18 protein-coding genes are annotated in these 23,179 nt (G+C 65.6%); 6 read left to right on the top strand and 12 right to left on the bottom strand.

Annotation, left to right across the window (positions count from 1 at the left end; genetic code table 11):
- Positions 1 to 309: 309 nt before the first annotated feature.
- Positions 310 to 1,890 (bottom strand): subtype B tannase, encoded by a 1,581-nt coding sequence (locus tag ACHFB9_RS12470; RefSeq protein ID WP_417067530.1) that lies wholly within the window; start codon positions 1,888 to 1,890, stop codon positions 310 to 312.
- Between the two features lie 287 nt (positions 1,891 to 2,177).
- Here ACHFB9_RS12470 and ACHFB9_RS12465 point away from each other — a divergent pair, with 287 nt between their 5' ends.
- Positions 2,178 to 2,924 (top strand): substrate-binding periplasmic protein, encoded by a 747-nt coding sequence (locus ACHFB9_RS12465; protein WP_417067529.1) that lies wholly within the window; start codon positions 2,178 to 2,180, stop codon positions 2,922 to 2,924.
- A 5-nt stretch (positions 2,925 to 2,929) separates the two neighbouring features.
- Here the strand turns inward: ACHFB9_RS12465 and ACHFB9_RS12460 are convergent, their stop codons facing one another.
- Positions 2,930 to 3,856 carry a LysR family transcriptional regulator gene (locus tag ACHFB9_RS12460; protein ID WP_417067528.1) on the bottom strand — a complete coding sequence of 309 codons (927 nt, stop codon included), beginning with the start codon at positions 3,854 to 3,856 and terminating at the stop codon, positions 2,930 to 2,932.
- A gap of 107 nt (positions 3,857 to 3,963) precedes the next feature.
- On the opposite strand from ACHFB9_RS12460, the gene ACHFB9_RS12455 reads away from it, so the two are divergent.
- Positions 3,964 to 5,016 carry a YeiH family protein gene (locus ACHFB9_RS12455; protein ID WP_417067527.1) on the top strand — a complete coding sequence of 351 codons (1,053 nt, stop codon included), beginning with the start codon at positions 3,964 to 3,966 and terminating at the stop codon, positions 5,014 to 5,016.
- A 70-nt stretch (positions 5,017 to 5,086) separates the two neighbouring features.
- Entirely contained in the window at positions 5,087 to 6,445 is a 1,359-nt protein-coding gene (locus ACHFB9_RS12450; RefSeq protein WP_417067525.1) for an amino acid permease, read from the top strand.
- Between the two features lie 4 nt (positions 6,446 to 6,449).
- Here ACHFB9_RS12450 and ACHFB9_RS12445 read toward each other — a convergent pair whose 3' ends face one another.
- The 3 genes from ACHFB9_RS12445 to ACHFB9_RS12435 are packed head-to-tail and all read right to left on the bottom strand — an operon-like array spanning position 6,450 to position 9,749.
- Positions 6,450 to 7,436, bottom strand: a complete 987-nt coding sequence (locus tag ACHFB9_RS12445) for a CobW family GTP-binding protein (RefSeq protein WP_417067524.1) — start codon at positions 7,434 to 7,436, stop codon at positions 6,450 to 6,452.
- 45 nt (positions 7,437 to 7,481) lie between these two features.
- Positions 7,482 to 7,679 carry a YbdD/YjiX family protein gene (locus ACHFB9_RS12440; RefSeq protein ID WP_417067522.1) on the bottom strand — a complete coding sequence of 66 codons (198 nt, stop codon included), beginning with the start codon at positions 7,677 to 7,679 and terminating at the stop codon, positions 7,482 to 7,484.
- 3 nt (positions 7,680 to 7,682) lie between these two features.
- Positions 7,683 to 9,749, bottom strand: coding sequence for a carbon starvation CstA family protein (locus ACHFB9_RS12435; protein WP_417067520.1), 2,067 nt, complete (start codon positions 9,747 to 9,749; stop codon positions 7,683 to 7,685).
- 226 nt (positions 9,750 to 9,975) lie between these two features.
- Here ACHFB9_RS12435 and ACHFB9_RS12430 point away from each other — a divergent pair, with 226 nt between their 5' ends.
- Positions 9,976 to 11,208: a TIGR03862 family flavoprotein gene (locus ACHFB9_RS12430; RefSeq protein WP_417067519.1), complete on the top strand. Its 1,233-nt coding sequence runs from the start codon at positions 9,976 to 9,978 to the stop codon at positions 11,206 to 11,208.
- Here ACHFB9_RS12430 and dacB read toward each other — a convergent pair.
- The 3 genes from dacB to ACHFB9_RS12415 form a co-directional block, all read right to left on the bottom strand.
- The gene (dacB, locus tag ACHFB9_RS12425) at positions 11,183 to 12,589 is read right to left on the bottom strand and encodes a D-alanyl-D-alanine carboxypeptidase/D-alanyl-D-alanine-endopeptidase (RefSeq protein WP_417067518.1); all 1,407 of its coding nucleotides are present in this window, start codon (positions 12,587 to 12,589) and stop codon (positions 11,183 to 11,185) included. The genes ACHFB9_RS12430 and dacB overlap by 26 nt on opposite strands.
- 258 nt (positions 12,590 to 12,847) lie before the next feature.
- Complete coding sequence (locus tag ACHFB9_RS12420; protein WP_417067516.1) at positions 12,848 to 14,038, bottom strand: pyridoxal phosphate-dependent aminotransferase; 1,191 nt, start codon at positions 14,036 to 14,038, stop codon at positions 12,848 to 12,850.
- Positions 14,039 to 14,166: 128 nt separating this feature from the next.
- The gene (locus tag ACHFB9_RS12415; RefSeq protein WP_417067514.1) at positions 14,167 to 15,996 is read right to left on the bottom strand and encodes a phosphoenolpyruvate carboxykinase (GTP); all 1,830 of its coding nucleotides are present in this window, start codon (positions 15,994 to 15,996) and stop codon (positions 14,167 to 14,169) included.
- A 347-nt stretch (positions 15,997 to 16,343) separates the two neighbouring features.
- Here ACHFB9_RS12415 and ACHFB9_RS12410 point away from each other — a divergent pair, with 347 nt between their 5' ends.
- Together ACHFB9_RS12410 and pbpG are read left to right on the top strand one after the other, a co-directional pair.
- Positions 16,344 to 17,528: a patatin-like phospholipase family protein gene (locus ACHFB9_RS12410; protein WP_417067513.1), complete on the top strand. Its 1,185-nt coding sequence runs from the start codon at positions 16,344 to 16,346 to the stop codon at positions 17,526 to 17,528.
- Between the two features lie 64 nt (positions 17,529 to 17,592).
- Positions 17,593 to 18,729, top strand: coding sequence for a D-alanyl-D-alanine endopeptidase (gene pbpG, locus ACHFB9_RS12405; protein ID WP_417067511.1), 1,137 nt, complete (start codon positions 17,593 to 17,595; stop codon positions 18,727 to 18,729).
- A gap of 70 nt (positions 18,730 to 18,799) precedes the next feature.
- Here pbpG and ACHFB9_RS12400 read toward each other — a convergent pair whose 3' ends face one another.
- The 4 genes from ACHFB9_RS12400 to purH form a co-directional block, all read right to left on the bottom strand.
- Positions 18,800 to 19,525 carry a hypothetical protein gene (locus ACHFB9_RS12400; protein WP_417067510.1) on the bottom strand — a complete coding sequence of 242 codons (726 nt, stop codon included), beginning with the start codon at positions 19,523 to 19,525 and terminating at the stop codon, positions 18,800 to 18,802.
- A 127-nt stretch (positions 19,526 to 19,652) separates the two neighbouring features.
- Complete coding sequence (gene purD / locus ACHFB9_RS12395) at positions 19,653 to 20,930, bottom strand: phosphoribosylamine--glycine ligase (RefSeq protein WP_417067509.1); 1,278 nt, start codon at positions 20,928 to 20,930, stop codon at positions 19,653 to 19,655.
- A complete protein-coding gene (gene pagP, locus ACHFB9_RS12390; protein ID WP_417067508.1) occupies positions 20,927 to 21,520 on the bottom strand; it encodes a lipid IV(A) palmitoyltransferase PagP in 594 nt (197 codons plus the stop codon). Before pagP ends, purD begins: the two co-directional genes overlap by 4 nt.
- A 5-nt stretch (positions 21,521 to 21,525) precedes the next feature.
- Positions 21,526 to 23,115 carry a bifunctional phosphoribosylaminoimidazolecarboxamide formyltransferase/IMP cyclohydrolase gene (gene purH / locus ACHFB9_RS12385; protein WP_417067507.1) on the bottom strand — a complete coding sequence of 530 codons (1,590 nt, stop codon included), beginning with the start codon at positions 23,113 to 23,115 and terminating at the stop codon, positions 21,526 to 21,528.
- Between the last annotated feature and the right edge of the window lie 64 nt (positions 23,116 to 23,179).

The following is a 23,179-nucleotide window of genomic DNA, read 5'->3' as shown; positions in this document are numbered from 1 at the left end:
TAACCCCGCTGCGGCGGGGTGTGCCGCTTTGCTCCGTGACGTCACGCTTCGCGAACGGGGGCGCGCTTCGGGGAGGGGCGAAGGATTGCTGTCCGAGCGGAGCGTATCGGTTGTGACCGGGCTTTTTCTCTACACGGATGCGCAAGCAGTTGGGGGGGGCCTGCACTTCGTCAGGGGATAGGCTTGCCGTGCAGACAAAAGTCCTCTTCCTGCGCAGACGCAGCGATCACTGGACAGTGAGTCCGACAGCGATTTCTGCGACTCCCCGGCTTGGCCGAGCGGGGAGTTCGAGTTTCAGTCAGCGGGTTTCTATCGGGAGGAATAGCCGGTGATGCGCCCGATCCAGTCGATCATTCCTTGCGGATCGTCGTCGGCGCAGTGTCCGCCGTCCCAGAAGAACGCTGTATCGACGTCTTTGCCGTGGTTTTCAAGGCGGGTCCCGAGGTTGACGATGACCGAAGGCGAGATCCCGTCGTCACGGCTGCCGGTGCGCAGCCACCAGTGTTTTGCCTGAGCCGCATCCTTGCGCGCAATGAAGTACATCGGATTCATCATGTCGACGAGCTGGCGCAGTTCGGCGTCGAGTTGGGCATCGCCCCGGGCTGTCGCATGGCGCAGACTGAACTCGGTGAAGTGACGGGCATTGTTTGTCCTGTTGCCGAACAGACCCGTCTCAGGCGCGCGAAGAGTGAAGTCGTCGAAAGCCGGCTGGCCCTTGCCCCTGACGAGATGGCTGGCGAAGTCGGCAAAAGCGAAACGCGCCTGTTGTCCATCCCAGTGAATCCAGGGGTTCTTTTGCAGGTAGGCGTCGCGCTCCGTCGCAGCCAGAGCCGACAGGTAGCGGCTGGCGGCCGGCTGCAGATAGGCCTGCTGCAGATAGCTGCCCAGTCTGGCTCCGGATACCGCGCCAAAGTCCTGACGTCCCTGCAGGCCGAGCGAGTCCTGATAGGCCTCGTTGGCGGCGCTCAGTTCCGCGGTCAGAGCCGAATCCACCTTGCCTGTGCGCGCCGCTTGGGGACCGAAGGCCCATTCGTAGGACAGGTCCGCGTGCTCGAGGTCGGTGATCGGACTGTAGCAGGCGCTGGCGAAGACGCGGTCGGAAGCCTTGGCCGCGCCGATCTGGGCCAGGTACTTGTCGTACAGAGGGCTGTCGCCCGAGCTGCCGAGCAGCGCGGAGAGTCCGCCGCCGGCGCTGCAGCCCGCCGAGATGATCCATTCTGTGTTGCCGGGAAGGCGGCCGGTGTTGTGGCGGACATAACGCACCGCCGCCTTCAAGTCGACGATTGCCGCGGGAGCCTTGCCAAAGTAAGTGCCGTCCTCCGCCTTGTTGTCGCGGCCGCGTGCTCCTGGCGTTACGACGACGTAGCCGGCAGCCAGGGCCAGGTCGGCCTTGCTGCCGTTTCCGCCCATCTGTTGCGGTAGCCCGCCTCGCGGCGCTTGAGCTGGGCCGGCTCCTTGCGGGCCTGCGCCCGGAGGCGGGACGGACTCGCCTCCGGCCATCGCTGCGCCTCCAGGAGGAGGCAAGCTCTCTGGCCCTGGGCCGCGCCGCGCAGGATTGGTGTTGCTGGCGGAGAGATATCCGCCCACCGTAATGTTGAGGACGATCGGCGCATGCCGCGCATCGATCGGCTTGCCGTCGACCTCGACCGGGACCATCACATCCAGGCTTTGGAATTCCTTGCTGACGGGGTGCGCGACATAGGGAATATGGCGATAGGCGCGATAGCGGATCTGGTGCTTGCCATTCGCTGATTCCACCGTCTTTGTTTCGACGCTGAATGCCCTTTCCGGAAATTGCAGGGCATCTTTGTCCTTGGCCATTGCGTTGCAGGATAGGGCCAGGGCGATCCCCAGAGCGACTGATGCCTGGGCGCGAAAGTTTCGAGCCATCGGTATTCTCCATTCAGGTAAGGATTTCTCTTGGGCAGGCCGGAAATCCGCAGGTCCATTGATCGACCGTCCGCAGATTCTAGCGGTGCAGAGTCAGATAAATGCCTCAGCCGCCGAGCAGAGTATTACCAGAGGTGACATCATCCCCGGGGAATGCGTTCCGCGCTTATGCGCCGTCGAACAGTGAGGGCGTAAGCTGATTCCCCCCTCCGGATCCTCCGGTGCGACGCGCTCACGCGTATCCGGGTCTATCCTGCCTGATACGGAAAGGGTGAAGGGATCCGACGATGGCGCGGCAAATCCTGGCTCTTGCATTGAGTGTGTTGCTGGCGGTTCTACCTGTCGTGCAGGCCGAGCCGCCCGCCACGCCTTGGCGGGTGCTCGCGACAGAGCTGCCGCCTCTCGCGCTTGAAAAGGGCTCGGACGCCCCCGGCGCGCTGATCGAACTGGTCCGCGAGATGGCCCATCGCTCGGGCCAGGATATCCGCGTCGAATATCTGCCGTGGACCCGCGCCCAGGCCATGACCCAAAGTGGTACGCACACCTTGATCCTGCCGCTGACCCGGACTCCGGAGCGGGAGACGCGCTACCGCTGGCTGGTCCCGCTCTATACCCGGCACATCGTCTTCTTTGTTCTCGGCAGCCGGGGCGCGGACTCCCTGTCGGTTGAGTCTCTGCGCAAGCGGAGGATAGGCGTGCTGCGTTCCACGCCTGGTTTAGGGCAGCTGCGCGAGCGTGGCTTCACCCAGATCCTCGAGATCGAGAGTAATGACAAGATGGCGCGGATGCTCAAGCTCGGTATGCTCGATGCACTTTACGGAGACGAGCGGATAAACCGCTATTCGTTGCAGAAGAACGGTCTCGGCGCGGCCGGCCTGAAGGTCTTTCCGCCGCAACAGACTGACGTGCTGTGGCTGGGCGGCTCGAAGGACATCAGCGATGCCGAGATCGCGCTCTGGCAGGACGCACTGGCGCAGATCCGCCGCGATAAAACCCTGGACCGTATCCTCGGCAAGTACCACCTGAAGGATTAGTGGGATCAACCTTGAGCAGACGGCCCGGCGACCGTTTCGCGCGCGCAGCCGAGGAAGGCTTGCAACGCGGGACCGGGGGCGCGGTCGCGGTGCAGCAGCAGATAGCACTGGCGCCGGATGGCCGGCAGACCGGCCGTGATCTGTTCCAGCTTGCGCTGGGCGAGCAGGTCTTCGACAACCCAGCGCGACAGACAGGCCAGACCCAGGCCGTTCGCGGCTGCCCGCTTGATCGCCTCGGAGCTGCCCAGCTCGATGCTGCGTCGATAGCCGCCCAGGCAGGGCAGCAGGTGCTGATCGGTCACCTCGCGGGTTCCCGAACCGTGTTCGCGCAGCAGCCAGACCGCGCGGGCCAGCGCTTCGCGGGAATTGGCCGCGGCGGCGATCCTCTGCGCTTCGCTCGGCGCGGCGACGACGATCAGCTCGTCGCAAGCCCAGGGACTCACTTCGATGTCCGCTTCGTGGCAGGGCCCCTCGATCAGCCCGACGTCGAGTTCGAAGGCCCTGACCGCGGCGGCGATGTCGGCGCTGTTGCGGATCGTCACGCGCGCCTGCCAGGCCGGGTTCTCGGGCAGTCGGGTATGGAAGCGGCTCAGGATGTCGGGGAGCACATAGTTGCCCAGCGTCGTGCTCGCGCCGATGCGCAGCGAGTGCCCCGCTGCCAGACCCTGGCGTGCGTTGCGTTCGAGCATCTGGGCCGAATCGAGCAGGGCCAGCGCCTCGGGCAGCAGTGCGCAGCCCGTTTCATTGAGCACCAGCTTGCGCCCGGCGCGCTCGAACAGCGCCTGGCCGAGCAGGTGCTCCAGCGCTTTGAGCGCCGAGCTGATCGCCGATTGGGACAGCGCGATCTCGCCGGCCGCCGCGGCGGTCGACCCGGTTTTCGCGATCGCGGCGAAGATCTGCAGCTGACGCAGGCTCAAATGCAGCACATCCACGGGACATCCTCTATCGGTTATATCGTTAGATCATACGAGAATAACAGGTTGGACGCGGAGCTCCGTGGCCGTCAAGAATGGCGCCATTCCGTTCTCTGGCTTCCGTCATGTCGTCGCCCGCTCTGCCGTCTATCGCCATCATCCCTTCTTATCTTCCCGGCCTCGCGCTGAGCGCGCTGCTGGCCGCACTGGCGATCTTCGCCGCCGATTCGCGCTGGCTCATCGAGCACGGCTTCAGTGCGCTGACGCTGGCGATCGTGCTGGGCATGCTGATCGGCAATAGCGTCTATCCGCGTTTCGCGACCCAGGCGGCGCCGGGCGTCGGCTTTTCGAAGCAGCGCCTGCTGCGCCTGGGCGTGATGCTGTACGGGTTTCGGCTGACCTTGCAGGACATCGGCCAGGTTGGGGTGACCGGCGTGCTGATCGACGCTCTGGTGGTGGGCTCGACCTTCACGATCGCCTATCTGATCGGTACGCGTTGGCTGGGGCTGGAGCGGCGCACGGCGATGATGATCGGTATCGGCAGCTCGATCTGCGGTGCCGCCGCGGTGATGGCGGCCGAGCCCGTCGTGCGCGCTCGCGCCGAGCAGGTGACGGTCGCGGTCGCGACCGTTGTCGTCTTTGGAACGCTCGCGATCTTCGTCTATCCGCTGCTCTATTCGCTCAACGTTCTTCATCCGCTGATTGCCGGCGGGGCGCACGGTTTCGGCATCTACGCCGGCTCGACGATCCACGAAGTCGCCCAGGTCGTCGCCGCCGCGCGTTCGATCGGCAGCTCTGCCGCCGACGCGGCGGTGATCACGAAGATGGTCAGGGTCATGATGCTCGCGCCTTTCCTGATCGGCCTGTCGCTGTGGCTCGCGCGCAGCGAGGAGGGCGCTCAGGGCAGGAAGATCACGGTTCCGTGGTTCGCCTTCGGCTTCATCGCGATCGTGATCTTCAATTCTCTGGGCTGGCTGCCCCGGCCCGTGCTTGCTGCGATCGCGCAGCTCGACATGATTCTGCTCGCGATGGCGATGGCCGCCCTGGGGCTGACGACCCATGTCAAGGCGATCCGCGAGGCCGGAATCCGTCCGCTGCTGCTGGCGAGTCTGCTCTTCGTCTGGCTGCTGGTCGGCGGCGGCGCGATCAATCACTTCGTCTCCCTGGCCCTTCTCTGATCTGGCGGCTTGATCTTGCCGCGCGCAGCGGGCAGGATTATCCGTTTGGCAAGTCGCGAGCAGACCGGACATGAGAGAAGAGAGCACAGAGCAGGGCCTGCATCGTGGGCTGAAGAACCGCCACATCCAGCTGATCGCGTTGGGCGGCGCGATCGGCACCGGCCTCTTTCTTGGCGGCGGTCCGGCGATCCAGCTTGCCGGCCCAGCGGTGCTGCTCGGCTATGCGCTCGCCGGTTTCATCGCCTTCCTGATCATGCGCCAGCTCGGCGAGATGGCGGTCGAAGAGCCGGTCTCGGGGTCGTTCAGCCACTTCGCCTACCGCTACTGGGGCGAGTTCTACGGCTTTCTGTCGGGCTGGAACTACTGGGTACTCTATGTGCTGGTCGGCATGGCGGAACTGACTGCGGTCGGCGTCTATGTCCAGTTCTGGTGGCCGGGGATCCCGTCCTGGGTCTCGGCCCTGGTTTTCTTCGCGTTGATCAACGGGATCAACCTCGCCAACGTGCGCGCCTATGGCGAGACCGAATTCTGGTTCGCGCTGGTCAAGGTCGTCGCGATCGTCGCGATGATCGTTTTTGGCTGCTACCTGCTCGCGAGCGGCAAGGGCGGGCCCCAGGCTTCGGTTAGCAACCTGTGGGCCTACGGCGGTTTCTTCCCGAACGGCGCGCGCGGCCTCGTGATGGCGCTGGCGCTGATCATGTTCTCGTTCGGGGGGCTGGAGCTGATCGGCATCACCGCGGCCGAGGCCGCCGACCCGGGCGCAACCATTCCGAGCGCGGTCAATCAGGTGATCTACCGTATCCTGATCTTCTACGTTGGCGCGCTGGCGATCCTGCTGTGCCTCTATCCGTGGAACCAGATCGCGAAAGGGGGCAGCCCCTTCGTGATGATCTTCGAGCTGCTCGGCGAGAAACCGGTCGCCCATGCGCTGAACATCGTCGTGCTGAGCGCAGCGCTGTCCGTCTATAACAGCGGCGTCTACTGCAACAGCCGGATGCTCTACGGCCTGGCCGAGCAGGGCAACGCGCCGCGCGCGCTGCTCGCGGTCAACGGTCGCGGCGTTCCGGTGCTGGCGCTGTCGGTATCGGCGGCAGCGACCTTGTTCTGCGTGCTGCTCAACTACCTGCTGCCCGGCGAAGCGCTGAGCCTGCTGATGGCGCTGGTCGTCGCGTCGCTGGTCATCAACTGGACGCTGATCAGCCTCTCCCATCTGCGCTTTCGGCGCGCGCTCGCGGCAAGGGGCGAGAAGCCGGCCTTTCCGTCGCCGTGGCAGCCCTGGAGCAACTACCTGTGTCTCGCGTTCCTGATGCTGATCCTGGTTGTCATCGCGCTGACTCCGGGCATCCGGATGGCCGCTCTGTTGATTCCGGTCTGGCTGATCGCGCTGAGGGTGGGCTACCTCGTCGCGAAACGGCGCAAGGCAGGCTGAGGGCTTAGGCCGGGCTGGCGCAGGCGGTGAGATCGGTCGCGATCGCGTCAAAGGGCAAGGCGCGGCCGATCAGCACGAGGCGGCTCTTCCTCGGCTGCCCCTCCCAGGGACGGCCGTAGTCGAAGCCGGCGATCTTGTGCACGCCCTGGAAGATCAGTCGGCGCTCGTCTCCCGCAATCGCGAGGATGCCCTTGTAGCGCAGCAGATCCGCTGAGTGCCGCTCGATCAGCGCGTCGACGAAGTCGGAGACCGCATCGAGGTCCAGATCCCGGTCCATTTCGAAGACCCGCGATTCGATCGCATCGTCCCAGGAGCGCCCCCCCAGCGCGTTGCGCGCCCGGGCGGGACGGAAAGCCGGGAGGCCGCGCTCGTCGAGTTCGAAGCCGCCCAGCGCGAAGAGATCCTGCCAGCGCTCGTCCGCGCTGCCGGCCACGATGATCGGCGCGCGCGCATTGATCCGGGCGAGGCGCTCGCTCAGCGTTGCGAGCTCCTGGGCTCCGGCGAGATCGGTCTTCGTGATCACCAGCCGGTCCGCATAGGCGACCTGGGCCGCGGCGACCCGCTCGCGGTCGAGCTGTTCCGCCGCGTGACAGGCGTCGATCAAGGTGATGACTCCGTCGAGCCGGAAGCGGGACGCGAGCGCTTCTTCCCAGAAAAAAGTCTGAATGACCGGGCCCGGGTCGGCGAGGCCGGTCGTCTCGATGATCAGGCGATCGAAGGCGAGCGCTCCCGAGTCGCGTTGCGCCAGAAGCTCGGCGAGCGCCGCCGCGAGTTCGCCGCGCACCGAGCAGCAGATGCAGCCGTTGGCGAGCTCGGTGACCGAGACCGCGCCGGGCGCGAGCAGTTCGGCGTCGATTCCGGTCGCGCCGAACTCGTTCTCGACGATCGCGATCTTCTCGCCGTGCGGTGCGGCGAGCAGGCGGTTGAGCAAGGTGGTCTTGCCGGCGCCGAGAAAGCCGGTGAGCAGCGTGACCGCGAATGCAGTGTCCATGCCAGTCCCTCAAAGAAAAGCCCCGCTCGGAAGCGGGGCGGGTGTTCAACAGCACCTACCTGGGCCTTTGCCCTCGTAACGCGCCCTCTGGCGTTCGAGGAAGAACTCCTCGTAGCTCATCGGCTCTCGCTCGGGATGGACGAGCCGGGTGTGCTGGACGTAGGCGTCGTAGTCGGGCACGCCCACCATCAGGCGGGCGGCCTGCCCGAGATACTTGCCCATCCTGGCGAGGTCCTTGAACATCGGCTAGTCGTTGGCCGCGGCCGGAGCCGGTTGATAGGTCGACTCCTGAACCGTCGGTTCGGCGATCGACCTTGCCTTGAGCACCGAGCGGATGCCGAAGATCAGGATCGTCACGACGACCAGCACGAAGAGGCCGGACAGGCTCGCATCGACATAGTCGTTGATGATGACCTGGTGCATCTGGTCGAGGTTTTTGGCCGGAGCCAGCACTTCGCCTTCGGCGGCCGCCTTGCTGAACTTGGCCGCGTGGGAGAGGAAGCCGACTTTCGGATTCTCGCTGAACATCTTCTGCCAGCCCGCGGTCAGCGTGCAGATCAGCAGCCAGGTCGTCGGCGCGATCGTGACCCAGGCGTAGCGCTCGCGCTTCATCTTGAACAGCACGACGGTGGCCAGGATCAGCGCGACCGCGGCGAGCATCTGGTTCGCGACGCCGAACAGCGGCCACAGCGTGTTGATGCCGCCCAGCGGATCGACGACGCCCTGATAGAGGAAGTAGCCCCAGGCGGAGACGCAGAGACCGGTCGCGATGAAGCTGGAGACCAGCGATTCGGTGCGTTTGAGTGAGGGCACGAAGGTGCCGAGCAGGTCTTGCAGCATGAAGCGGCCGGCCCGGGTTCCCGCATCGACCGAAGTCAGGATGAACAGCGCTTCGAAGAGGATCGCGAAGTGATACCAGAAGGCCATCAGCATCTTGCCGCCGACCACGCCCGAGAGAATCTGCGCCATGCCGACCGCGAGGGTCGGCGCGCCACCGGCGCGCGAGATGATCGTCTTCTCGCCGACGTCGCGGGCGGTCTGCAGCAGCATGTCGGGCGTCACGACGAAGCCCCACTGCGAGATCGTCTGCGCGGCGGTCTCGGCGGTCTTGCCGATCGCGGCGGCCGGGCTGTTCATCGCGAAATAGACGCCCGGCTCGACGCAGGACGCGGCGACGAGGGCCATGATCGCGACGAAGGATTCCATCAGCATGCCGCCATAGCCGATGAACCGGGTGTGCGCTTCGGTCTCCAGCATCTTCGGCGTCGTGCCCGACGAGATCAGCGCATGGAAACCCGAGACCGCGCCGCAGGCGATCGTGATGAACAGGAAGGGGAAGAGGTTGCCGGCCCAGGCCGGTCCGGTTCCGTCGATGAAGCGGGTCAGCGCCGGCATCTTCATCGGCGGTGCGACGATCGCGATGCCGATCGCCAGCGCCGTGATCGTGCCGATCTTCAGGAAAGTCGACAGATAGTCGCGCGGCGCGAGCAGCAGCCAGACCGGCAGAACCGAAGCGATGAAGCCGTAGCCGATCAGCAGCCAGGTCAGCTGCTTGCCGTCCAGCGTGAAGATCGGACCCCAGAACGGGTCGGCGGCGACCTGGCCGCCGAAGGTGATCGCGGCCATCAGCAGGATGAAGCCGACGATCGAGATCTCACCGATCCGTCCCGGGCGGATGAAGCGCAGGTAGATGCCCATCAAGAGCGCGATCGGGATCGTCGCAGCGACCGTAAAGGTTCCCCAGGGCGAGTCGGTCAGCGCCTTGACGACGATCAGTGCGAGCACGGCGAGGATGATCACCATGATCATGAAGGCGCCGAACAGCGCGACGACTCCGGGAATCGGGCCCAGTTCGGCCTTGATCAGGTCGCCCAGCGAGCGCCCGTCACGACGGGTCGAGATGAAGAGCACCAGGAAGTCCTGGACCGCGCCGGCGAAGATGACGCCCGCGAGGATCCACAGCACGCCGGGCAGATAGCCCATCTGGGCGGCGAGCACTGGACCCACGAGCGGACCGGCGCCGGCGATCGCGGCGAAGTGGTGGCCGTAGAGCACATATTTGTTGGTCGGGACGTAGTCCAGGCCGTCGTTGAACTTCCAGGCCGGAGTCATCCGCTGCGGATCGATCCCGATGACCTTGTTGGCGATGAACAGTGCGTAGTAGCGGTAGCCGATCAGATAGACCGAGATCGCTGCAACGACGACCCACAACGCGTTGATGGTCTCGCCGCGGGAGAGCGCGATGACGGCCAGGGAGATGGCGGCGAGCACAGCGACCGCCGCCCAGGCAAGGTGAGGCAGGATGCGTTTCATTGTTTCCTCCAGCATGATCCGGACTTCCGGATCCAGGATTTATCGACGACGCTACTGACTTGTACGACCTTGTTTTCTACGCCAATAAAATGAATTGATGGCGTCATTCGCGAGATTAACGGGTTTGGCGTGACGATGCCATGAAAAGTGACCGTCGCCCTGCAAAGCCGGCCGAGGGGGCTGGGCTCGATTACAATGCTCGCCCCATTGCGAAGGCCCGATTCCGATGTCCTCAGCCCCTGTTGTTGCCGTGATCGGCGCTGGTCCCGCCGGCCTGATGGCCGCCGAAGCGATCGCGGCGGGTGGCGCCTGCGTCGAAGTCTTCGAGGCGATGCCCTCGGTTGGACGCAAGCTGCTGATGGCCGGGCGCGGGGGCTTGAACATCACCCGCGACGAGCCTCTGGAACTCTTTCTGACGCGCTACGGTGCGCGATCGGACGTACTGGCCGCGCTGGTCTCCGCCTTTTCCCCGGAAGCCCTGCGCGCATGGATGGGCGGGCTAGGGATAACGAGTTTCGTCGGGACTTCGGGCAAGGTCTTTCCGGACGGGATGAAGGCCGCGCCGCTGCTGCGCGCCTGGCTCGGCCGGCTGCGCGAGGCTGGCGTTCAGTTTCATGTCCGCCACCGCTGGCTCGGCTGGGGTGAGGACGGCGCGCTGCGCTTTGCAACGCGGGACGGCGAAGTCGCCCGCAACTTCGACGCCTGCGTGCTGGCTCTGGGCGGAGGCAGTTGGGCGAAGCTCGGCTCGGACGGCGCCTGGGTTGCGCTGCTCTCGGGGCGGGGTGTCGCGGTCGCGCCGCTCAAGCCGTCCAATTGCGGCTTCGATTGCGCCTGGAGCGCGCATTTTCGCGAACATTTCGCCGGAGATCCCGTCAAGAACATCGCTGCGAGCGCGGACGGCAGGAACTGGCGTCGCGGCGAAGCGATGATCCGCGCCCACGGCATCGAAGGGGGCCTCGTCTATGCGCTGTCAGCCCCCTTGCGCGAGGCGCTCGAGGAGGGAGGCGCCGCGACGCTGTGGCTCGATCTGCTGCCCGATCTCTGTGCGGCAAAAGTGCGCTCTGAAGTCGCCCATCCGCGCGGTTCGCGCTCGTTGTCTTCCCATCTGAAGAGCCGGCTTGGGCTCTGTGGAGTCAAGGCGGGTCTGCTGCGCGAAGCCCTGAGCCGCGAAGAATTCAACGACCCCGAACGGCTCGCCGCGGCGATCAAGGCGCTGCCGCTGAAGCTTTCTTCGCCGCGTCCTCTTGATGAGGCGATCAGCAGCGCTGGAGGCGTGCGCTTTGCGGAACTCGACGAGAGGCTGATGGTGAAGCGCGAGCCCGGCCTGTTCTGCGCCGGCGAGATGCTCGACTGGGAAGCGCCGACCGGAGGCTATCTGTTGACGGGCTGCCTGGCGAGCGGCCGCGCCGCCGGACGAGGCGTGCTCGAATGGCTCAGTTGCCGGCCCACAGCCGGCTGAGCAGCGCGTCGAGCGCCGCGTCGCCCGCTTCGGTCGCGCGCGGGTGGTTGATCAGCCACGCGAAGGCGAGCCAGCGTCCGCGCGAATCCTGCAGATAGCCCGCAGCGGCCTTCACTCCGTCCAGAGTGCCGGTCTTGACATAGCCGCGGCCGGCGATTGCACCGTCGGCGAGCCGCTTCTTCATCGTGCCGTCGACGCCGATCACCGGCTGGGCGGCGAGGAACTGCGGCATCCTCGGGCTCTTCCACGCGGCGACGAGCAGGTGGCCCAGCTCGGCAGCGCTGCTGCGCTCGGTCCGCGACAGACCCGAGCCGTTTTCGAGCACCCACTGCGCGGGATCGAGGCCCTGACCAGGCATCCAGGCGCGGACGCGGGCGATCGCGCGCTCGGTGCTCGCGGCCTCACCGTCCCCGGCCAGAGTCAGGAAGATCTGTCTGGCCATCACGTTGTTCGAGTATTTGTCGGTCTCGCGCAGTACGTCGGCGAGGGGCGGCGACTGGATCGCCGCGAGCGGGATCGCCTCAGTAGGCGCTTTGCCGTCGCGGATTTGGCCCGAGAACTCTCCGCCCATCTCCCGCCACAGCGCGGCGAACACGGCCCCGAACATCGCCCGCGAATCCGGCACGGCCAGATTGAGCAGCTTCTCGCCGCAGGAGAGCAGATAGCTACCCGGCAGCCTGACGCGGATTGCGCCGCCCGAACTCTCAATCGTCGGCGCGAGCCGGCTCTTCCAGTCGACGCATTCGCCGCCCGTAGCCCTGAGCTTCTGCTCGACCTGCAGGCCCGCCAGAGGCAGGGTCGGCGTGACGCGGATGCTGCCATCGGCCATCGGGACGAGGCGCAGCGTGATCGCGTTGAAGTTGAGCAGCAGCGCATCCGGCTGCGCGTTGTAGGCGCGCGCGCCGCGCCCGTCGAAGCTCGCGTTGTCGCGGGGTGCCTGCTTGAAGCGCGTGCGGTCGAGGAGCAGATCGCCGTCGATCCGGCGCACTCCGCGCTCGCGCAATTCTCTCAATAGCGCCGCGAAGCGGTCCCAGGTCAGGAAGGGGTCGCCGCTGCCGCGCAGCACGAGGTTTCCCTTCAGGACGCCGTCGCGGATGGGGCCGTCGGCGAAGGCTGTGGTTTCCCAAGTGTAGGCCGGGCCCAGCAGATCGAGCGCAGCCAGGCTGGTCAGCAGTTTCATCACCGAGGCGGGATTGCGCGAGGCTCCCGGTTGGTGCAGCCAGAGCGGCGTCGACGAAGCCAGGGGCTGGACCCACAGCGAGGCGTCCTTTTCGGGGATTCCGGCCCGGGTGAGGGCGAGGGACACTTCGGCGGGCAACTGGGCGTTTGCGGATGTGACTGTCAGCAGCGACAGCAAGAGGGGGAGGAGGTGGCGGATCATCGCGCCATTATCGCGTCTGCGGGCCGTTTCGTGGCGCGGACCCTGTCCGCGCTGCGCTACAAACGCTTTCAAGCTTTCGCCGGGGCTATGCACATCGGCGGGAACTACGGGGCACAGTGTGGCGGTGTCTTCGGGCGATGAAGCTCCGTCAGGTCCGGCGGAGCAGATCGCGCGAAGACGCCGGATTCGTCGGAGCGGTCCGATGGATCGGTTTTCTCTCCTTTAAGGCCGGGATGCGCGCATCCCGGCTTTTTTTGATCAACGCTCCAGCAGCAGGGCGATCCGCGCGAGTGCTTCCTCGATGCGCGTGACATCGGTCGTATAGGCGAGGCGCAGCCAGCGGCCCGGCTCGCGGGAGCCAAAATCGATTCCGGGCGTCGCCGCGATGCCTGCCTCGTCGAGCAGGCGGTGCGCGAAGGCAAAGCTGTCCGTGCAGATCCGGCTCACGTCAGCATAGAGATAGAAAGCTCCCTCGGCATGAGCCGGGACGTCGATGTCCTGCGCCTTGAGCCCCTTGAGCAGCGTGTCGCGGCGGATCCTGAATTCCTCGCGCCGTCTCTCCAGCTCCGCGATGTTCTCGGGCGAGAAGGCCGCGAGTGCCGCGTGCTGGGCCGGAGTCGAGGCGCTGATGAAGTAGTGCTGGGCCAGCTTCTCGATGTCGCGGACATAGCCGGGCGGTACGACGGCCCAGCCCAGCCGCCAGCCGGTCATGCCGAAGTACTTCGAGAAGCTGTTGATGACGAAGAGGTCTTCGCCGAGCGCGAGCGCCGACCACGGTGCCTGGCCGTAAGTGAGGCCCTGGTAGATCTCGTCGACGACGAGCGCGCCGTGCCTCTCGCGGGTCAGCGCGTGAATGCGGGCGAGCTCGGCCGGCACGATCAGCGTTCCGGTCGGATTCGACGGGCTCGCGACGATGATGCCGCGAGTCTTCTCGCCCCAGGCGGCGCGCACGCTGGCTTCGTCGGGCTGGAAGGACTGTTCGGCGCTCACATAGAGGCTCTCGGGGATGCCTCCGAAGGCGCGGACGAAGTTGCGGTTGCACGGATAGCCCGGATCGGGCAGCAGCCAGCGGTCTCCGCTCTCGGTCAGCGCGGCGAGCACCAGCAGCAGCGCGCCCGAAGCACCCGCCGTGACGAGGATGCGCTCGGGATCGATAGATAGCCCGAAGCGGTCGCGGTAATGCGCGGCGATCGCTTCGCGCAACCTGGGCAGGCCCAGCGCCGGCGTATAGCCGACCCGGCCCGCGTCGAGAAAGCGCTGCGCCGCACGGATCACCGCGGGAGGCGTCGCGAAGTCCGGCTCGCCGACCTCCATATGGATGATGTCGCGTCCGGCCGCCTCCAGGCTCTGCGCCTTGGCCATCAGCTCCATCACATGGAAGGGGGCGATGTCGCCGGCGCGGCCGGCGATTGCGCCGCAGGGGAGGGAGTCATTGAGGTATTCGGTCATCGCAGAGGGGAAGTACCGGAGGAAGGCTCAAGCTTAAGCCTTTACCGCAGAGGCAGGGATTGCTGGTGCAGCGCTGGCGAAAAAAAGGCCACGCACAGGCGTGGCCTTTTGGGGAGGGCGGCGAGCGCTCAGTCCTTCTTCAGAGCTTCTTCGAAGAGCTGGCGTTCGAGTTCGAGCGTCTTCGGCAGGCGATCGCCGATCTTGTCGAACCACTCCTTCTGCATTTCGAGCTCGCGCGTCCAGGCTTCGGTATCGACCGCGGTGATCTCGGCGAACTTCTCCGGATCGATGTCGGTGCCCTTCCAGTTGATGTCCTCATACAGCGGCATCCAGCCGAGCACGGTCTCGCGGGCGGCGACGCGGCCATGGCAGCGCTCGACGATCCAGTTCAGGATTCGCGCGTTGTCGCCGAAGCCGGGCCACAGGAACTCGCCCTTGTCGTTGGTGCGGAACCAGTTGACGCAGAAGATCTGCGGCGCATGGGTGATCTTGTGGCCGATCTTGAGCCAGTGATTGAAGTAGTCGCCGACGTGGTAGCCGCAGAAGGGCAGCATCGCGAACGGATCGCGGCGCACGACGCCCTGTTGGCCGAAGGCGGCCGCGGTCGTTTCCGAGCCGAGGGTCGAAGCGGTATAGACGCCGAAGTTCCAGTTGAAGGACTGGAAGATCAGCGGCACCGTCGTCGCGCGGCGGCCACCGAAGATGAAAGCCGAGATCGGCACGCCCTGCGGGTTTTCCCAGTCTTTGTCGATGCACGGGCACTGCTTGGCCGGTGCGGTGAACCGCGAGTTCGGGTGAGCCGCCTTGCGGCCGCAGTCCGGAGTCCAGTCCTGGCCGGTCCAGTCGATCAGGTGAGCCGGCGCCTCGCTCATGCCTTCCCACCAGACGTCGCCGTCATCGGTCAGCGCGACGTTCGTGAAGATCACGTTTTCGTTCAGGCAGGCCATCGCGTTGGCGTTGGTCTTCACGTTGGTGCCCGGAGCGACGCCGAAGAAGCCGGCTTCCGGGTTGATCGCGTAGAAGCGGCCGTCGGCGCCCGGCTTGACCCAGGCGATGTCGTCGCCGATCGTCGTGACCTTGTAGCCGCCCACTTCCTTGGGCGGGATCAGCATTGCGAAGTTGGTCTTGCCGCAGGCCGACGGGAAGGCCGCCGCGACATAGTTCTTCTCGCCGCTCGGGCTCTCGACGCCGAGGATCAGCATGTGCTCGGCCAGCCAGCCTTCGTCGCGGGCCATCTTCGATGCGATGCGCAGCGCGAAACACTTCTTGCCGAGCAGCGCATTGCCGCCGTAGCCGGAACCGTAGGACCAGATCTCGCGGGTCTCGGGGAAGTGGCAGATGTACTTGGTCTTGCTGCAGGGCCAGCGGGCATCCTTTTCGCCCGGCTCAAGCGGAGCGCCAACCGAGTGCAGGCAGGGCACGAAGAAACCGTCTTCGCCGAGCACGTCGAGCACGGCGCGACCCATCCGGGTCATGATCCGCATGTTGGCGACGACATAGGCCGAGTCGGAGATCTCGACGCCGATCTGTGCGATGTGGCTACCCAGCGGACCCATCGAGAACGGGATCACATACATCGTGCGCCCGTGCATCGATCCCTTGAAGAGGCCGGTCAGCGTCTCCTTCATCTTGACCGGGTCTTCCCAATTGTTGGTCGGGCCGGCGTCTTCCTTGTCCTTCGAGCAGATGTAGGTGCGGTCTTCGACCCGCGCCACGTCGGACGGGTCCGACCAGGCGAGGTAGGAGTTGGCCCGCTTTTTCTCGTTGAGCTTGATCATCTGGCCGTTTTCGACCATCTCGTCGCAGAGGCGGCGGGATTCTTCGGGGCTGCCGTCGCACCAGACGATGCGATCGGGTTCGGTCAGCGCGGCGATTTCGGCGACCCACTGCTTCAGACGGGAGTGGCGGACGTAGTCGGGGGCGGCGGCGAGGGCCGAGTCAGGTAAGCGCGTTGTCATTACAAGTTCTCCATGAGACCACGAATGCAAAAGCACAACACCAGCGCTGCCAGAGCAGCGTCGGAAGAAGAGCCGCGTCGGTGGGAGGAGAGGGCGACGCGCCGGACGTCAGCGGGGAGTTTTTTTTGATCCGCGGGCGCACGTAACCGGACAGGGGAAAAGTGTATGTTCCCGGACGCCCCGACACAACCTGCGATGACAAATGAGCTTGATCTAGGTCCAGTTTCCTTATTCTTTCAGGCGGTCGGTCCTTTTGCGCGAGGGCGCGCAGCTGACGGGGCAAAGGCGGGCTACAGTGAAAGAGGTTCGGCGCCATGCGCCGGGACGGCGTCAGAGGGGGCTCCCAGATGTGCGAATCGACCGCGCTGATCCTGACCGGAGGCGGCGCTCGTGCCGCCTATCAGGTCGGCGTGCTCCAGGCTGTGCGCGAGCTGTGGGGAGATCGACCCGGCAATCCCTTTCCGATTCTGTGCGGAACCTCGGCCGGCGCGATCAACGCGGTCACGCTGGCGGTGTTCGCCGAGGATTACGGCAATGCGGTTGATCGCCTCTCCGCAATCTGGGGCAACTTCCACGCCTCCCAGGTCTATCGGTCCGACGGAGCTTCGGTTGCACGATCGGCTGCGGTCTGGGCATCGATGCTGGCGATGGGCTGGTTTCTGCGCCGCGGGCCGCACTCGCTGCTCGACAACACGCCGCTGCGCGAGCTGCTCGACGCACATCTGGACTACGCGGCGATCGGCCGGGCGATCGAGGCTGGCGTGCTGCGCGCGGTCAGCGTGACCTGTTCCGGGTACGCGTCGGGCGAGTCTCTCTCCTTCTTTCAGGCTCACCCGTCGGTTCAGCCCTGGCGGCGGGCGACCCGCATCGGCGTGGCGACCCGGATCACGACCGACCATCTGCTCGCGTCGAGCGCCATCCCCTTCGTCTTTCCGGCGGTCAAGATCCACCGCGAATTCTTCGGCGATGGTTCGCTGCGCCAGCTTGCCCCGATCAGTCCCGCGGTGCAGATGGGGGCGGAGCGCATCCTCGTGGTCGGCGTGGGCAGTCTCAAGCACGAGTCGCGCCGCGTCCGCTCCGATCACTATCCGTCTCTGGCCCAGATTGCCGGGCACGCGATGTCCAGCATCTTCATCGACGGCCTGGCGGTGGATCTGGAGCGGGCCGATGCGATCAACCGGACGCTGACCCAGATTCCCGAGCCGATCCGCCGCTCGCCCGGCTTCGCGCACCGGACCATAGAGACTCTGGTTATCGAACCCTCCGAGCGCCTCGACTTCATCGCCGCGCGCCACTTCAAGGCGCTGCCGCGCGCGATCCGGGTGATGCTGCGTGGAGTGGGGGCGGGGGGGCGTTCAGGTTCGACCGTGCTTTCCTATCTGCTGTTCGAAAAACCCTATACGGAAGATCTGATCCATCTTGGATATCGGGATGCGATGGCGAGGCGGGCCGAGCTCGCCGCTTTCCTGAGGGGCGAAGACAGCAATCTTCAGGCAGATACTCAAAAAAACAATCTATCTTGTTCTGTCTGAAGAAGAAATTGCTAGAATAGTCATCATTCTTGACCCTGGGGCGCTCTGCGCGTCGTCTGCTGGCATGCTCCCAAATTCCCGCAAAATCGCAGCCTTGCTCTGTGCTCTGGCTTTCACGGCCGTTTCGGGCCTCGCTGAAGCGAGCACTCAGAACAAGCATCACCATTCCGTTGCCGCCAAGGCAGATAAGCCCGCGAAAGCCGGCAAGACAGTCAAGGCGCACAAGACTGTCAAGGCCGACAAGGAAGCCAAGGCTTCTCCGCGCAAGCTCCATCGCGCCCGCGCGAGCGAAGCGCCCGAGCCGAGGGGCCGTCAGCGCAAGGCTTCGCTGCGCTCCGAGCGCCGCGCTGCCGTCGCTCCGGTGCGCAAGGTCTCCCGCCAGGTCGCCAGAGTCGAGGCTCCGCGCGTCGTCGACACCCTGGACCGCGACGGTGGTCCCAAACTGGCGTCCAATGCCTTCATGGTCCAGGATCTCGATTCGGGCAAGGTGCTGCTGCAGCGCAATGCCCAGGCCGTCGTGCCGATCGCTTCGATCACGAAGCTGATGACCGCGATGGTCGTGCTCGATGCCCACCTGCCGCTCAACGAGATCCTGACGATCTCCGACAGCGACACCGACAAGCTCAAGAGCACTTCGTCGCGCCTGACGGTCGGCGTGAGCCTGCCGCGTCAGGAGCTGATCCATCTGGCGCTGATGTCCTCCGAGAACCGCGCCGCCGCCGCGCTGGCCCGCAACTATCCGGGCGGTTTCAACACCTTCGTCAACGCGATGAACCGCAAGGCGCGCGACCTGGGGCTGACTGAGACCGTCTTCCACGATTCGACCGGTCTGAATCCGCACAACGTGTCGAGCGCCCGCGACCTCGCGAAGATGGTCGTCGCCGCATCGCACTATCCGCTGATCCGCGAATTTTCGACCGATGACGAGAGGACGGTCGTGCTGAACGGCCGTCAGCAGAGCTTCCACAACACGAACGCGCTGGTGCGCTCGCCGGACTGGCAGATCGGTGTTTCGAAGACCGGCTTCATCAACGAAGCGGGCCGTTGCCTCGTGATGCAGGCCTGGTTCGCGAACAAGCCGATGGTCATCGTGCTGCTCGACTCAGTCGGCAAGTTCACGCGGATCGCCGACGCCCAGCGGGTCAAGCGCTGGCTCGAGACCGCGATGGCGCACAGCGGAGCGCGCAACCCGGCAGGTTGATTCCCGGTTGCACCCAACAAAAAGCCCGTCTCGCGAGACGGGCTTTTTGTTGTCGGCGAAGCCGGCTCGCTCAGTTGGCGAACAGTTCGGGCAGGTGAGTGCGGACCGAACCGAGCGTGAGCCGGCCGAGGATGGAGAGTTTTTCCGTTGCGCTCAGCGCATCCCAGGCTTTCCCCGACTGGCCTCGGCTCGACGAGAAGGTGTAGGAGGCGGTGACCGGAAGAGTCCGGATTTCCCGCAGGTCGTGCCCGTCGAGCAGGCTCAGGCGGATGTAGGCGAAGGGGGCTATGAATCCGTCTCCGGTGGCACCCGTGTCGGTGTCCCTGACGCGATAACTGTCGTCGACGTAGAAGCCGATTCCCTGCAGATAGCCCGAGCCGATCGCCTGATTCTTCAGCTTCAGGCGGGCATCGCCGCGGTACTTGCTGATCAGGATGATACGGTCCGGGTGTTCCCGTTCGAGCGCTTTCCTGACCGCCGGTACCTGCAGCGCTTCGTCGCCCTTTTGGTAGGCCGCCTCGCTGCTGATGCCGAGCAGGCTCACTTCCGCTCCCGGAGCGAGCTTGGGCATCTGGCGGTCGACTTCCTCGAGGATCTTGTCGTCGAGGGCGAGCGCGCTGGCCTGGATCGCCTGTTTCGGGTTGCTGTCGAGCCGGGAACCGGTGGCGCTTGCGTGCGTGACGATCGTCAGCTGATCGCCGATCAGCGAGATCACCGCGTAGCGGGGATGTTCGGCTGCATGGGCCGAGGCTGAACAGAGCAGCAGGATGGGGAGAAGATGTTTCAGGGGGGACATGACATCTCGATGGCAGTGAGGAGAGGCCATTCTAGGACCGAGTCATTCGGGTGACAATATGTGACTGGGGCGCTCCGAAAAAAAGCCCGTCTCGCGAGACGGGCTTTTTGCGTGCGGCGGGTGGAGTTCAATTCCGGCTGCGGCCGATCGCGTGGTGGCCGATGTCGCGGCGGAACTGCATGTCCCGGAACTGGATCTTGCCGATCGCATCGTAGGCCTTGCTCTGGGCTTCGCGGATCGAGTCGCCCAGCGCGGTCACGCAGAGCACGCGGCCGCCCGCGGTGACGATCGCGCCGTCCTTTTCGGCCGTTCCGGCGTGAAAGACATAGACGTCCTCGCTCTTGTGCTCGAGGCCGGAGATCACGTCGCCCTTGCGCGGCGCTTCGGGGTAGCCGCCGGCGGCGAGCACGACGCCCAGCGCGACGCGCCGATCCCACTCGGCGCTGGCCTCATCGAGCTTGCCGGCCAGAGCGGTCTCGACGAGATCGACCAGATCGGTCTTGAGCCTTGCCATGATCGGCTGGGTTTCCGGGTCGCCCATCCGGCAGTTGAACTCGACGACGCGCGGTCGGCCCTCCTCGTCGATCATCAGGCCTGCGTACAGGAAACCCGTATAGGGCAGGCCGTCGGCGGCCATCCCGGCCAGGGTCGGGTTGATCACTTCGCGCATCACGCGGGCATGGACTTCGGGCGTCACGACCGGGGCGGGGGAGTAGGCACCCATACCGCCGGTGTTCGGACCTTCGTCGCCGTCCTTGAGCCGCTTGTGGTCCTGGCTCGTGGCCAGCGCCAGCGCGTTCTTGCCGTCGGCGAGCACGATGAAGCTCGCTTCCTCGCCCTGCATGAACTCTTCGATGACGACCCGCGCGCCGGCGTCTCCCATCTTGTTGCCGACCAGCATCATGTCGATCGCCGCATGCGCTTCCTCCAGCGTCATCGCGACAACGACCCCCTTGCCCGCAGCGAGGCCGTCGGCCTTGATCACGATCGGGGCGCCCTCGGCGTCGATGTAGGCGTGGGCCTGGTCCGCAGCGGAGAAGGTCTGGTACTTCGCGGTCGGGATGCCGTGGCGGATCAGGAACTGCTTCGCGAAGTCCTTCGAGGATTCGAGCTGGGCCGCGGCCCGGGTCGGGCCGAAGATCGCGAGGCCGGCGGCGCGGAAGGCGTCGACGATGCCGGCTGCGAGCGGTGCTTCGGGGCCGACCACGGTCAGCTCGATGCCTTCGCTGCGCACGAAGGCGATCAGTTCGGGGATGGCCGTGATCGCGACGTTCTCGAGGCCCTCCTCACGCGCCGTGCCGGGGTTGCCGGGAGCGACGAAGACTTTCTGAAGGCGAGGCGACTGGGCCAGTTTCCAGGCGAGCGCGTGTTCGCGACCGCCGGAGCCGATGACGAGGAGCTTCATAAGCGGGGTCTTTCCTTTTCTTCAAGCTTGAGCCAGAGGAATAAAATATTGCCGTTCCCCTTGCCTCCGGGAACATAGGCTGTCTCGATCGCCAGATTGCGAAAACCGACTGAGATCAGAGGCAGGATGCCCGGGAAGGGTTTGTAGCCAAAATAGTCTTCGCGCGACATCAGGAAGACCGTGGCGCCCAGGCCGTAATAGCCGTCGATCCGGGGCGCACTCCACAGCCAGCGATAGCTGTAACCGGCCATCCACGAGGCCTTCGCGTTGGAATCGCGAAATCCCATCGCATAGAGGCCGTGCCAGTTGCCGTTCTCGAGGAAGCGGCCCCGTCCCAGGCCAAAGGCCGGCGCGGGCGTGTCGTTGTACTTCTCGCGTTGCTCGGCGCTGTAGGCCAAGGGCAGATGGTAAGTGCGCACCGGAAGATACAGATCCAGCCCGCCATCGCTGACGAGCTGGCCCATGTCCTGGGTCGCCGCGTCCCACCACTGCCGATACCAGGACGGCGAGTCAGCGCGATCGTCGGCGCAGACGCTCGCCGACAGGGTTGCCGCGAAGAGCAGGCCCGCGAGGGCCTGCACGCTGGTCATGGGAATCAATGACGGAAGTGACGGACGCCGGTGAAGACCATCGCGACGTTCTGCTCGTCGGCGGCAGCGATCACTTCAGCGTCGCGCATCGAGCCGCCCGGCTGGATCACGGCCGTCGCGCCGGCCTGGGCCAGCACGTCGAGGCCGTCGCGGAACGGGAAGAAGGCGTCGGAGGCGACCGCGCAGCCGGGAATCGCGAGGCCGGCATTGTCCGCCTTGATCTTCGCGATCTGCGCCGAGTCGACGCGGCTCATCTGGCCGGCGCCGACGCCGACCGTCATGCCGTCGCGGCAATAGACGATCGCATTCGACTTGACGAACTTCGCGACGCGCCAGGCGAAGAGCAGGTCGGTCAGCTCCTTGGGGCTGGGCGCGCGCTTCGTGACGACCTTCAGGTCGGCCTCGGTGATCCGTGCGTCGTCCAGGGTCTGGACCAGCAGGCCGCCGCCGACGCGCTTGAAGTCGAGCTGGGCGATGCGGCCCAGCGAGCAGGTCAGCACGCGAACGTTCTTCTTTGCGGCGAACAGATCGAGCGCCGCCTGGGTGTAGGACGGGGCGATCAGCACTTCGACGAACTGGCCGGTGATCGCTTGCGCGGTCGCCTCATCGACTTCTGTGTTGAAGGCGATGATGCCGCCGAAGGCCGAGGTCGGATCGGTCTGGAAGGCCTTGCGGTAGGCTTCCTCGGGCGTTGCGCCGAGCGCGACGCCGCAGGGGTTCGCGTGCTTCATGATCACGCAGGCCGTCGTGTCGAAGGCCTTCACGCATTCCCAGGCCGCGTCGGAGTCGGAGATGTTGTTGTAGGAGAGCTCCTTGCCCTGCAGCTGGTGGTAACCGGCAATGCTGCCTTCGGGCGCATTCGGCTCGCGGTAGAAAGCGGCGCTCTGGTGCGGGTTTTCCCCGTAGCGCATCTCCTGGACCTTGTCGAACGCGAAATGGATGTGCGTCGGGTAGGCGGCGCGGACCGGCGCTGCGGACGGGACCAGCTTGTCGGCGTCGACGGTGGTCAGCCAGTTCGCGATCGCGGCGTCGTAGCGGGCCGTGTGCGTGTAGGCCTTGCGCGCCAGCTCGAAGCGGGTCTTGTAGGAGAGGGCGCCGGCGTTGCTCTTCAGTTCGGAGATGATAGACGCGTAGTCCTCGGGGGCGGTCACGATGCCGACGCCGCCCGCCTCGTCACCGTGGTTCTTCGCCGCGGCGCGAACCATGGTCGGGCCGCCGATGTCGATGTTCTCGATCGCATCTTCGAGCTTGCAGCCTTCCTTCGCGACCGTCGCTTCGAACGGGTAGAGGTTCACGATCACCAGGTCGATCGTCGGGATGTCGTGCTTCGCGAGCGTCGCGAGGTGCTCGGGCAGGTCGCGACGGGCCAGGATGCCGGCATGCACTTTCGGGTGCAGCGTCTTGACGCGGCCGTCCAGCATCTCCGGAAAGCCCGTGTAGTCGCCGACATCGGTGACCGGCAGACCGGCATCGCGGATCGCTTTGGCGGTGCCGCCGGTCGAGAGCAGGGCGACTCCCAGAGCGGAGAGTTCGCGGGCGAATTCGATGATGCCGCGTTTGTCGGAAACGCTGATCAGTGCTTGTGTGACTTTCATGGCTGGCCTTGTCGGTTGGTCGCCTCAGGCTTCGCGCTCGCGCGCGAGCGGCTGGCGCGAAGGG

Source organism: Niveibacterium terrae, assembly GCF_048213115.1.
GTDB classification, from domain to species: Bacteria; Pseudomonadota; Gammaproteobacteria; order Burkholderiales; family Rhodocyclaceae; genus Niveibacterium; species Niveibacterium terrae.
Note: the sequence above shows the minus strand (reverse complement) of the source record. Positions and strands in the feature narration are given on the sequence as shown.

Bases quoted from the DNA above. Each gene is read 5' to 3' on its own strand.
- ACHFB9_RS12470 (WP_417067530.1), bottom strand. From the start codon at position 1,890: ATGGCTCGAAACTTTCGCGCCCAGGCATCAGTCGCTCTGGGGATCGCC.
- ACHFB9_RS12465 (WP_417067529.1), top strand. From the start codon at position 2,178: ATGGCGCGGCAAATCCTGGCTCTTGCATTGAGTGTGTTGCTGGCGGTT.
- ACHFB9_RS12455 (WP_417067527.1), top strand. From the start codon at position 3,964: ATGTCGTCGCCCGCTCTGCCGTCTATCGCCATCATCCCTTCTTATCTT.
- ACHFB9_RS12450 (WP_417067525.1), top strand. From the start codon at position 5,087: ATGAGAGAAGAGAGCACAGAGCAGGGCCTGCATCGTGGGCTGAAGAAC.
- ACHFB9_RS12445 (WP_417067524.1), bottom strand. From the start codon at position 7,436: ATGGACACTGCATTCGCGGTCACGCTGCTCACCGGCTTTCTCGGCGCC.
- ACHFB9_RS12440 (WP_417067522.1), bottom strand. From the start codon at position 7,679: ATGTTCAAGGACCTCGCCAGGATGGGCAAGTATCTCGGGCAGGCCGCC.
- ACHFB9_RS12435 (WP_417067520.1), bottom strand. From the start codon at position 9,749: ATGAAACGCATCCTGCCTCACCTTGCCTGGGCGGCGGTCGCTGTGCTC.
- ACHFB9_RS12430 (WP_417067519.1), top strand. From the start codon at position 9,976: ATGTCCTCAGCCCCTGTTGTTGCCGTGATCGGCGCTGGTCCCGCCGGC.
- dacB (WP_417067518.1), bottom strand. From the start codon at position 12,589: ATGATCCGCCACCTCCTCCCCCTCTTGCTGTCGCTGCTGACAGTCACA.
- ACHFB9_RS12420 (WP_417067516.1), bottom strand. From the start codon at position 14,038: ATGACCGAATACCTCAATGACTCCCTCCCCTGCGGCGCAATCGCCGGC.
- ACHFB9_RS12415 (WP_417067514.1), bottom strand. From the start codon at position 15,996: ATGACAACGCGCTTACCTGACTCGGCCCTCGCCGCCGCCCCCGACTAC.
- ACHFB9_RS12410 (WP_417067513.1), top strand. From the start codon at position 16,344: ATGTGCGAATCGACCGCGCTGATCCTGACCGGAGGCGGCGCTCGTGCC.
- pbpG (WP_417067511.1), top strand. From the start codon at position 17,593: ATGCTCCCAAATTCCCGCAAAATCGCAGCCTTGCTCTGTGCTCTGGCT.
- ACHFB9_RS12400 (WP_417067510.1), bottom strand. From the start codon at position 19,525: ATGTCCCCCCTGAAACATCTTCTCCCCATCCTGCTGCTCTGTTCAGCC.
- purD (WP_417067509.1), bottom strand. From the start codon at position 20,930: ATGAAGCTCCTCGTCATCGGCTCCGGCGGTCGCGAACACGCGCTCGCC.
- pagP (WP_417067508.1), bottom strand. From the start codon at position 21,520: ATGACCAGCGTGCAGGCCCTCGCGGGCCTGCTCTTCGCGGCAACCCTG.
- purH (WP_417067507.1), bottom strand. From the start codon at position 23,115: ATGAAAGTCACACAAGCACTGATCAGCGTTTCCGACAAACGCGGCATC.